The organism is Bartonella sp. AA78NXGY, assembly GCF_042197005.1.
GTDB lineage: Bacteria > Pseudomonadota > Alphaproteobacteria > Rhizobiales > Rhizobiaceae > Bartonella.
On sequence record NZ_JBHIRI010000011.1, the window covers coordinates 68,514 to 78,788 of the forward strand.

Consider the following 10,275-nt stretch of genomic DNA (forward strand, 5'->3'; position numbering starts at 1 on the left):
GCAGTCATAAAAATAGAGTACTGTTAAAAAAATCTGTCCAATAATGATACCTTCACTCACCTTTCACCTCCACATATGCCTTAAAAAGATTTCAAAGCCCCCTTTAAGAAGCATAAGTTATTTCAACAAACCAATCGTACACAGAAGTACAATGCATGGGTGTGCACTTTAAATTTATTTTGTTTTATAATCTTGTCATGCAATTTTAACGAGGAAAACACGACCTCGTTAAAAAAAAGAAAACCCAAAAAAGAAAACATTGTAAGATAGAGTGCTCATTTGCTCTATCTTTCTCAGTGCTTCCAACGACAAATCACGCAAAATACTTCTTGTAGCAAGCCGGCACCATCATCATATCTGCCAGCCCCTAATGATGCGACAGCTCTTTCATTAAGACGATTCATAAGAGTCATTTTTAATCCTTTCTTTCCTCATTTTTACCCACACGCCAGCCCCGCGTGTGGTGTGCAAGCAAGTGATTTTAATTGATTCAACATGGAACAGATTTGAAATGAGAGAATCCCACGTTATTCGGGGTTCTAATTCAATATGAATAACGCCAATTTATTATTATAAATCAATATGTTGTTTCAGACACTCGACAAAGATCACATTTTGCAACTTGCAATGAGAATTCTGACATTCTTCTTATTTCAATTATGTTTTTATTGCATCAATCAAAATCGTCCGCTTACACAGCACAAACTGGATAATAACAAAAACTATTTTTAATAGCTCTTATGTACACTTTTATAAGAGACTGTTGCAGTACTAAGAGCTGGAAAATGCATGGCAATAAGACCTTATCAAGATCATAGCGTCCTTTTTCCATTCTTAAAATCAAGAATTTCCTCTATCATTTTCAATCTCATTTCCATAAATATGACGCAAAAGGTGTAACTATCCATAAAAAATAAATACATTGAAGCCAGATCTATTATGGTTGTTTGAGAAATTATCTGATAAAAAAAAATGAGAATATTTTTTCAATTCAGCAGGAATAAGTTTGTCTACTTTACGGTATTGTTCTTCTCATAAAGCGCATACTTTTATTGTTGCTTATGAGTCAACATCCAGTCCCCTCATAACCGCATATTAAAAGAAAAGACAGAGTCGCTATTTCTCTGCTATACATGGCCTTACAATAAAGGAAAACATATTGCTCCTATCTGATTGGTGTAATCTATGAAACAAGAAAAGAAGCCATTGGAGAAAAATATGTCCAATTAGAGAAGAATGTAAAAATAGAAAACCAACGAAATGCAAAAACAATTGCAAGAGGACAAATGCTTAAACTTTTTTCACAAACTCCGACTTTAAACTCATCTGACCAATCCCTGGAATTTTGCAATCGATATTATGATCCCCATCCACCAAGCGAATATTCTTTACCTTCGTCCCCCCTTTTAAAACAGATGAAGCGCCTTTTACTTTCAGATCTTTTATCACCATAACGGTATCTCCGTTTGTTAAAATCTGACCATTGGCATCATAAACAGTATTGGCAAGAACCGTATCATCGTTTTTTTGTGGCCATTCATGCGCGCATTCAGGACACACAAAATTTTCACCATCTTCATAAGTATAAAGACAATCACAACGAGGACATTTGGGATATTGGGTCATAAATTCCCCTTTTTTAGAAAAAACATTCATTATGACTGGTCATAAAGCAAGAAGTGCTTATTGTCCATTATTTTAGAAAAATGTTTCCCTTTGTTTCAATCCTCATCTGCCAACTGTGTTCATGAATGCTATCATCACATACTATACACAAGTTTATAAAAATGATTGATCATTATACAACTCAAATAAGCCCCCCGCATATCATAAAATTTACGCACTTCATTCTCTCTAATAAATTAATCAAAATCATTTTCTTATACATCACCAATGCAATTAACGAATGGATAACAAAACAATTAGAAAAGGAACATCTCTGAATAAAACGTTCTCAGAGAGCTAAAAACTATTGCAGCATTGAGAAACAAGAAAATGATGTCCCCAACTTAACCTTTTATTTAAGTAAAGATAACAGTCATAATGTTAGAGAACAGACTGATTTATGATCATAGTTAATGGTTTTGTATATTGAATGAGAGCCGATAAATAAGCTGAGATTCTCTCAACCCCTTTTACATTGAAACAACCAAAGCCTTTTGTTTGCATGTTACAAGTAGGAAAATCCGTGTAAAACGATTATCCAAAATACTAAATACTCTCAAATATAAGAGCCAACATTGAAAGCGGGCAAAGTGAATAATGGTGCCGTCTTACTCTCTCATAAGCGTAAAAATGGTGCTGCTCAATGGATGGATGGCCGGTTATCCCTTTCAAAGCAACACGCATAAGATGCGTTTTTAGTGTCTTGAGAGAGAAGATTCTTTAAAACAAACATATGAAATGTGCAACAATGATCGTATTTTGTTTTGTATGAGAAACATTCCCCTATTAAACAAAAATTGCTATCAAGCCATTGAGCAAACCCATTGGACATAAATGATCCGATTATGCTCGATTATAATTTCCTACAGCATTTAGTTTTAAGAATCCCGCAGTTTTAGGAATCCGATTGATATGGAAAGGTGGAAAAAACAAGTCTCGCCTAAAAATAGAGTTAAGCTCTCCCTTATGCACATAAAATCACACCCCTAAAATCACACCCATGTAATCAATCATCATACCTTTACAAAAAAACATTCCAATGATCTTAGGTGATAATATCAGGGTGATCTCTCCCCAATGCTTGTTGTATGTTTAACAGTTTTAGTGCCACCTGTTGCAAAGGTTGGAGAACTTCTTGCGGATTAAAATTGTGTTTGCGCGGATCACTTTCATACTGTTCAAAATAAAGTCGTAAAGTAGCACCTAGCGTCCCTGTTCCCGACAAACGAACCACCAACCGTGCGCCATTCTCGAAAAAAATACGTATACCTTGCCGCGTGCTAACGCTCTGATCAACGGGATCATGATATGTAAAATCATCTGCTTTTTTGACGAAAAATCCAGCAATTTCAGTTCCTGCATGTGGTAAGTGCGCACGCAAATACTCTATAAGTGCCAAGGCTTTGTCTGCTTCGACTTCTTCATAATCATGCCGTAACGTGTAAAAACGCCCATAGGTGAACCAATGCTGTTGAACAATCTGTGCGACAGTTTTTTCTGTTACCGCTAAAAGATTTAACCAAAATAGGACAGCCCATAAACCATCTTTTTCGCGGATGTGATGAGAGCCAGTTCCAAAGCTTTCTTCACCACAAAAGGTTACTTTCCCCGCATCCAAAAGGGTTCCAAAAAACTTCCATCCCGTTGGCGTTTCAAAAAAGTTTAATCCGTGTTTTTCCGCAACTAAATCAGCAGCACGCCCCGTTGGCATAGAACGCGCTATCCCCACAACACCTTTTCGATATCCTTTAATGAGGTGTGCATGTTCAGCCATAATAGCCAAAGAATCCGAAGGCGAGACAAATTGCCCACGACCAATAATGAGGTTACGATCTCCATCACCATCAGAGGCTGCGCCAAGATCTGGTCCTTGCTCTGACATCAATAAATCATAAAGAGCCTTGGCATAAACCAAATTGGGATCTGGATGACCGCCTCCAAAATCTGGCAAAGGAATACCATTAACCACCGTCCCTTCAGAAAATCCTAAGCATTTTTCAAAAATTTCATGGGCATAAGGCCCTGTTACCGCATGCATGGCATCAAACCGTAAAGTAAGACCTCGAGCAACGGCCTTAGCAATACAGTCAAAATCAAAAAGCTCTTGCATCAAAGCAACATAATCAGCGACAGGATCGATAATATCAATCCGCATGGCTCCCATAAAGACCGTACCTTGCCTATCTAAATCAATATCTGGTGCTTCAAGAATTTTATAAAAGGAAAGACGTTGCGATGTTGCAAAAATAGCATCACATAAAGAATTAGGAGCCGGTCCACCATTGGAAACATTGTATTTGATACCACAATCTCCCTCTGGACCACCAGGATTATGGCTTGCAGAAAGAATAAGTCCACCATGGGCATGAGTTTTACGAATAAGATGCGAAACAGCAGGTGTAGAAAGAATACCGCCCCTTCCCATTTTAATACAAGAAACACCATGCGCCGCCGCCATCTTCAACACAATCTGAAGAAGAGTACGATTAAAAGTGCGCCCATCCCCCCCAAGAATCAACAGTTTTCCTTCAAGAGGCCCAATGTTATCAAAAAGAGACTGTATAAAGTTTTCTACATAATGGGGTTGTTGAAAAACAGACACTTTTTTGCGCAAACCAGACGTTCCCGGTTTTTGCCCCTCAAAAGCCGTGGTTAAAACTGTCTTTATGGTCATATCAATACCTTTATATTCTTTCCTATAATTTTAAGGTGAAGAGTATCCAAAGTCGACCATTAATTCTACTTGACGGAAGTGTGAAATATTTGCACACTCGTTAGAAGTAAGAATTTTTAAAGAAGCCCTTTTATTTAAAACGCTTTTTACCATATGTTTTTAAATACAAAGGCTGTTTTAAAACAAAATTTTCGTAAAAGAATACAGGAGCATCATGATGATGAAAAAAACAGTTCCCAATGTAACATTCCACACACGCGTACGCGATGAATCAGTGGCTGGAGACAATCCTTATCGGTGGCAAGAAGTTAACAGCGATGCTTACTTTAAAGGAAAGCGTGTTATTCTTTTTTCTCTTCCTGGAGCTTTTACCCCTACTTGCTCAACCTTTCAGCTGCCTGATTTTGAAAAACTCTATGATGAATTTAAACAAGCGGGTATTGATGAAATTTATTGTCTTTCCGTCAATGATGCTTTTGTCATGAATGCTTGGGGAAAAGCACAAAATATCAAAAATGTGAAATTAATTCCCGATGGCTCTGGTGAATTCACACGCAAAATGGGTATGCTGGTTGCAAAAGACAATGTTGGTTTTGGCATGCGATCATGGCGCTATGCAGCTGTTATTAATGATGGTGTGGTTGAACAATGGTTCGAAGAAGCAGGTTTTTCAGATAATTGTGCAACAGATCCTTATGAAGTTTCTTCACCACAACATGTTTTAAAAGCCTTGAAAAGCTAATTCCCCCAATCGTCTATTTAAACAAAATTTTACGACACAAATCTCCCTCCTCAGGGAATTTGTGTCGTTTACTTTTTGCAACCTCTATTCGTGAAAACAGACACGATAAGTTGATTGTGCGCCTTCTGTGAGAAAATATTCCAACAATAATTTTTCAATAAATCTTTCATGTTTTAATGGCTTTGCAAAAGCTTGGAAAATTGCCGATGAAAAATCCCGTTGTAGCGCTAAAAAATCAAAGAGTTAAAAGCTGTTGCACGCTATCAAAAAATGGGGATGCAATTGCCAAATGCGCAAATTCATGCAAAAACTCTCTCGGAAACATCAAGGACTAACGTATTGATGAAATATGCAAGATCAATGCTAAATTTCTCATACTGAGAAAAACTTTGTGTCGAATAATAATTTGATTTATAAAGATAATTTATAATTTTGCATATTGAATGAGAGGAGCCGAATATCATAAGATTGTTTTATTTTATCCCTTCTTATATTGAATCCCTTAAAACTATTTTCTTGCTCATTAGCAAGTGGGATTGGCATATGAATAAACGATTAAAAAGCGTAAAAATACCTCTCGTAAACGCGCCAAAATACAAGAGGTATGAACATCAAGACTGCAAAGTTCACAAAAGTATCAAGAAAGAAAATACAGATCAAACATTTGTTTGAAGAGGTGCACAGTTCAAATTGACTTATGTCTCATAAAAAGAAGAAAATATGGCATAAAAACTGCTCTGCATAAAGAACCATTCATGGAGAATATTAAATCAAAACAAATCCCGAAAACATTCCAATTCACATACCATAAACAGACTCATTGCTGTTCTCATAGCCATTTATTCTAAGCTTTTATTTTTCTCTAAGAGAAAAACGGTTAAAGGAGTTGTTTATTCGGGTATTCTACCGTAAAGTGTGCTTCTATCTCTTCCTCTTCATCGAACTCAAAATCTTCATCACATTCAGGAAGACCAAAAATATCTGGATTGATGAAATAACAATCTTTTTTTGTCCCCTTCGCTACAATTTTATTCTTTTCTAATTCTTTGATACCTTCTTTAAAACTTTCAAAATTAAGATATTCTGGTTCTTGAATTGAAAGATCGCAAGTCAAAAATTCTTCAAGAATATCATGATCCAATGTTATCTGATCAAACCATAAATCCACATCATCCCCCTCATCTAACATTTTCCCTACCTGCCACAACATCACAAAAAATGCTTTCATACCACTAAATGATAGCCCAAAAATCATACGCCGACACGACGAGGCGCCTGAAAAGGTAATTTGCGGAAGATCTTCAAATCCGAAATTTGAAGGAGGAAGTTTAAATGATTTTCCAATATTCTCAGGTCTTTCAAGAATAAAGGGATTTCGTTCATAGAGCAGAGTAAAATCATATTGGACCATTTTCATTTCTCCGTTAAAGAATTGACTTTATGAAAAATGCATATTATCAGTAAGTTACCATTATGGCAGCTTACAATTCATCCAAACATGCTCCTGTAAAAAATTGTTCGATTTAAGTCATTCCATTGTTTTTTGAAGCTTAAAAAGTCTTTTAGGATAAAACGCTCTAGTTCTCCCTCCTTTTGCAATAAGGCTAGATTTTGTAATGTCCAAGAAGAGAACATCAAAGGATTTGATACTCATAGATGAGAATTCAAAGATGAAGCCAATATGAACTTGTCAATATTTTTATAAACTTTTGGGAAAGCGTTGCGTGAAACCTTTTAATTTTCTCAGAGTTTTTGTTCGTTACAATTTTTTTGCTCATTTTAACGCATTATCATCGCATCCTCAGAAGGGCACGTTTTATAGCAAATAGCGCTTATTTATCTCTTAAAAAATCTCTCTTTTATGCCGCACACACTTCAAAACCGCGCTTTTGAACGCGTGCACCAACACGTATAAACGAGCAAAGCACAAATTTTAAAAATTGAATTTCAAATTTCCAAAATATTTCAAACAATCACTTCGATAAAGACTTTTACCATTATCATTTTTGGGCGGCTAAAATATCCTGTACTGTTTTGACCAATTGATCTTCATCAACCGTCACTTGTGCTGGTCGACTTTCACGCCATGTTTGATTATCCTTAATTTCATGAGACAAACGCGCCCCTTCAATCAAATCTTTAATCTGTATTTTTCCGCTCTCACGTTCTTGTGAGCCTTGGATAACCACACAAGGCGCTTGGCGTCGATCTGCATATTTCATCTGCGCTTTTATCCCCGATGCCCCCAAATAGAGCTCAGCACGAATTCCCGCACTACGCAACTGCATCACCATTTTTTGATAACCAGCAACCGCCTCTGGCTCTTTATCCATCATCAGCACCACAACCGGCCCTGTTGTCTCCTTCATAGGCAACTTTTCAAGATTTTGCAAAGCAGCGATCAAGCGCGAGACCCCGATTGAAAAACCTGTTGCTGGAATGTTTTCACCACGAAAGCGTGCCACCAATCCATCATAGCGCCCACCACCACCAACGGAGCCAAAAACAACTTTCTGCCCATCATCATTGAAAACATCAAACAGCAACGTAGCCTCAAAAACAGGACCTGTATAATAATCCAGTCCACGCACCACCGATGGATCAATCTTGATACGATTCTGAAAGCCATTTGCGGCAAAAATTGCTTGCATTTCCTCAAGCTCACGAATTCCCTCACGCCCTTGAACATGATCACCAACCACTTCTTTAAGAGCCTCAAGCGTTTCTTCTGCTGTTTCAGCTCCAACAGCAGTTAAGGTAAGAATACACTCAATCTCTTTATCCTTAAGCTCCGCCCCTTTTGTAAAGTCACCACTTTCATCCAAACGCCCTTTTCCCAAAAGCAAACACACCCCTTCAGAACCAAATTTATCCAGTTTATCAATTGCTCTTAAGACAGTTAAGCGCTTTTCAACCTGCTCATTTCCCCCCAAACCAATTTTCTCTAAAACGCAATCGAGAATTTTTCTGTTGTTCAGACGAATGGCATATTCATGATGCTGAAACCCTAGTTTTTCCAAACTATCAGCTGCCATCATACAAATTTCGGCATCAGCTGCTACCATTGGTGTTCCAACAATATCCGCATCAAACTGCATAAATTGCCGAAACCGCCCTGGACCTGGTTTTTCATTGCGAAAAACAAAGCCAAGACGATAACTGCGATAAGGCTTTGGCAAAATTTCAAAATTCTCGGCAAAATAACGAGCAAGAGGCGCGGTAAGATCATAGCGCAAAGACATCCATTGCTCATCATCATCTTGTAGCGAAAAAACGCCCGCATTTGGACGATCTGAATCCGGTAAAAACTTACCCAGCACATCTGTATATTCAAAAATTGGAGTTTCTAGCGCTTCAAAACCGTAAAGTTCATAAACTTCACGAATTTGCGCAATCATTGTTTCAGTTGCATACAACTGTGCACTTGTACGATCAACAAACCCACGGGGTAAACGGGCTTTGGTTTTTTCTTGTTTTGATGACATGTTTTTCTCTAACAACAATATATATTCACCGATAACGTGTGTCTATCTTATAGAAACAAACGCTGCAATAACTTTATCAACTGGAAACTGGTAACAATATGCATAAGCTTTTGCTTTTAAAAGATGCAAACCTTTACCCTTAAGGCAATCTACTGAAAATATTTGCATTTTCAATAAGAACATAGCCCCCGCTCAACATGAAATGCCCGCTTAACATTCAATGAAAAGACATCTGTGCTTGTTGAAAGAAACCTCAAAGCGACAGTTGATTCTTGATAAATCGAAAGCATCCCCCTCAAAACCCCTCCCTCTCAGAATTCTTCAGATTTATTACAGATGCAAAAATCTTCAAGACATCAGTGTGCTTTGCGCTTGTTCTGCAAAATGATTGATAACATTTTTTAAATCAACAATATTTCGTCCAGCATCTGTAATAGAGCGTGATACAGAGGGAATAACATTCTGCAAAAGTCTTTGTGGAAATTGATTTGCTAGTTGTGTCATTGTTCCACCTTGAGCGCCAATACCCGGAACGAGAAACAGACTATTTTTTAACTGCTCGATTGTGTCTTTTGATTCAGATCCTAATGTCGCTCCTATAACCGCACCTATGGGGCCAATATTATGATGAATAACCGAAGACTGACTATTATAATCACAAATACACTGTGCAAGATGAAGAGAGAGTGTCTGATCACCAATAAGGGCATTTCGTATTTGTTTCCCCTCTGGATTAGAAGACTGAACAACCACAAAAACCCCTGCTCCTGTTTCTTCTGCAACCTTTATCAGAGGAATAAGAGCATCAAAACCCAAAAAAGGATTAACTGTCATGGCATCCACCTTGAACGCACTACTTGGACCAAGCCAAGCCTTACCATAGGCTTCAGCAGTAGAGCCAATATCCCCCCTTTTTGCATCCGCCAGAACCAATATGCCTTGTTCGTGTGCATTTTCAATCAGTTCTTTGAGAGCTTGAAGACCTTCCACACCATATAATTCAAAAAATGCGACTTGCGGCTTTATAATACCTACTTTACCAACAACTGCTGTTAAGAGAATATCACAAAAATCTTTTAGACCTTTATAATCAAAGCTTAGTTTCCACGATTGCAAAACTTTATGGCTCGGATCAAAGCCAATACAAAGAGGTCCATAGATTTCACGATTTTTAAAAAAAGTTGAACGAAACATTTTATATCCTAACAAGGTCTCTCTTTAAACTTTTTGATACAATCAAAAAGAAAAGCATTTGTCAAAAGAATACAATAGCGCAAACACAAAGAAAGAGCTCTCTATACAAAATGTGCTTTTATTTATGAAACATAAATATATTCCCATTCGTAACGCTTATCATATGTTTATCGACCAAGACGTTGTCATGAGATAAAAATTCAAATTTATGAAAGAATATAAACAAAACAGCATCTATATTATAATGACCTCATAAAGCCCTATAGGCATGCCTTGTCGTTTTCACCCCCCTTTTTTATGATCAACAAAAACTCTCTATGAACGCGCTTTAAACAAAAGTTTCAAAAGAAAATGCCCCACCATGATGATCTCGATCTTAGCTTTAGATTTTTCCTATTCCTTTTTGGCGCATATCTATTCACTTTTGGAACATAATTTGCAAAAAGGCATTGTATCTCCAGCATATTCAAGGAGATAAAACATGGAAACTCGCATTCCTGAAAACACACCATTTG

General features: G+C 37.3%; 6 protein-coding genes and 1 pseudogene. 1 reads left to right on the forward strand and 6 read right to left on the reverse strand.

Features of this window, described 5'->3' with window-relative positions:
- Nucleotides 1-332: 332 nt before the first annotated feature.
- From ACFINL_RS07210 to ACFINL_RS07220, 3 genes and pseudogenes are all read right to left on the reverse strand, one after another.
- Nucleotides 333-413: pseudogene (locus ACFINL_RS07210) on the reverse strand (DUF4102 domain-containing protein); the annotation flags it as partial.
- Nucleotides 414-1,290: 877 nt separating this feature from the next.
- Nucleotides 1,291-1,626: a zinc ribbon domain-containing protein YjdM gene (locus ACFINL_RS07215; RefSeq protein WP_273790940.1), complete on the reverse strand. Its 336-nt coding sequence runs from the start codon at nucleotides 1,624-1,626 to the stop codon at nucleotides 1,291-1,293.
- A 1,084-nt stretch (nucleotides 1,627-2,710) separates the two neighbouring features.
- Nucleotides 2,711-4,339 (reverse strand): alpha-D-glucose phosphate-specific phosphoglucomutase, encoded by a 1,629-nt coding sequence (locus ACFINL_RS07220; RefSeq protein WP_375612175.1) that lies wholly within the window; start codon nucleotides 4,337-4,339, stop codon nucleotides 2,711-2,713.
- Nucleotides 4,340-4,556: 217 nt separating this feature from the next.
- Between ACFINL_RS07220 and ACFINL_RS07225 the strand changes: the two genes are divergently transcribed.
- Entirely contained in the window at nucleotides 4,557-5,081 is a 525-nt protein-coding gene (locus ACFINL_RS07225) for a peroxiredoxin (RefSeq protein WP_375613588.1), read from the forward strand.
- An 877-nt stretch (nucleotides 5,082-5,958) separates the two neighbouring features.
- On the opposite strand, the gene ACFINL_RS07230 is transcribed toward ACFINL_RS07225, so the two are convergent.
- From ACFINL_RS07230 to pyrF, 3 genes are all read right to left on the reverse strand, one after another.
- Nucleotides 5,959-6,492: a replication protein gene (locus tag ACFINL_RS07230; RefSeq protein ID WP_375613583.1), complete on the reverse strand. Its 534-nt coding sequence runs from the start codon at nucleotides 6,490-6,492 to the stop codon at nucleotides 5,959-5,961.
- 589 nt (nucleotides 6,493-7,081) lie between these two features.
- Entirely contained in the window at nucleotides 7,082-8,566 is a 1,485-nt protein-coding gene (hisS, locus tag ACFINL_RS07235) for a histidine--tRNA ligase (protein WP_375651243.1), read from the reverse strand.
- A 348-nt stretch (nucleotides 8,567-8,914) separates the two neighbouring features.
- The gene (gene pyrF, locus ACFINL_RS07240; protein ID WP_375612171.1) at nucleotides 8,915-9,760 is read right to left on the reverse strand and encodes an orotidine-5'-phosphate decarboxylase; all 846 of its coding nucleotides are present in this window, start codon (nucleotides 9,758-9,760) and stop codon (nucleotides 8,915-8,917) included.
- Between the last annotated feature and the right edge of the window lie 515 nt (nucleotides 9,761-10,275).

Coding starts and splice junctions, on each gene's coding strand:
- ACFINL_RS07220 (WP_375612175.1), bottom strand. CDS start 4,339: ATGACCATAAAGACAGTTTTAACCACGGCTTTTGAGGGGCAAAAACCG.
- ACFINL_RS07215 (WP_273790940.1), bottom strand. CDS start 1,626: ATGACCCAATATCCCAAATGTCCTCGTTGTGATTGTCTTTATACTTAT.
- pyrF (WP_375612171.1), bottom strand. CDS start 9,760: ATGTTTCGTTCAACTTTTTTTAAAAATCGTGAAATCTATGGACCTCTT.
- ACFINL_RS07225 (WP_375613588.1), top strand. CDS start 4,557: ATGATGAAAAAAACAGTTCCCAATGTAACATTCCACACACGCGTACGC.
- hisS (WP_375651243.1), bottom strand. CDS start 8,566: ATGTCATCAAAACAAGAAAAAACCAAAGCCCGTTTACCCCGTGGGTTT.
- ACFINL_RS07230 (WP_375613583.1), bottom strand. CDS start 6,492: ATGGTCCAATATGATTTTACTCTGCTCTATGAACGAAATCCCTTTATT.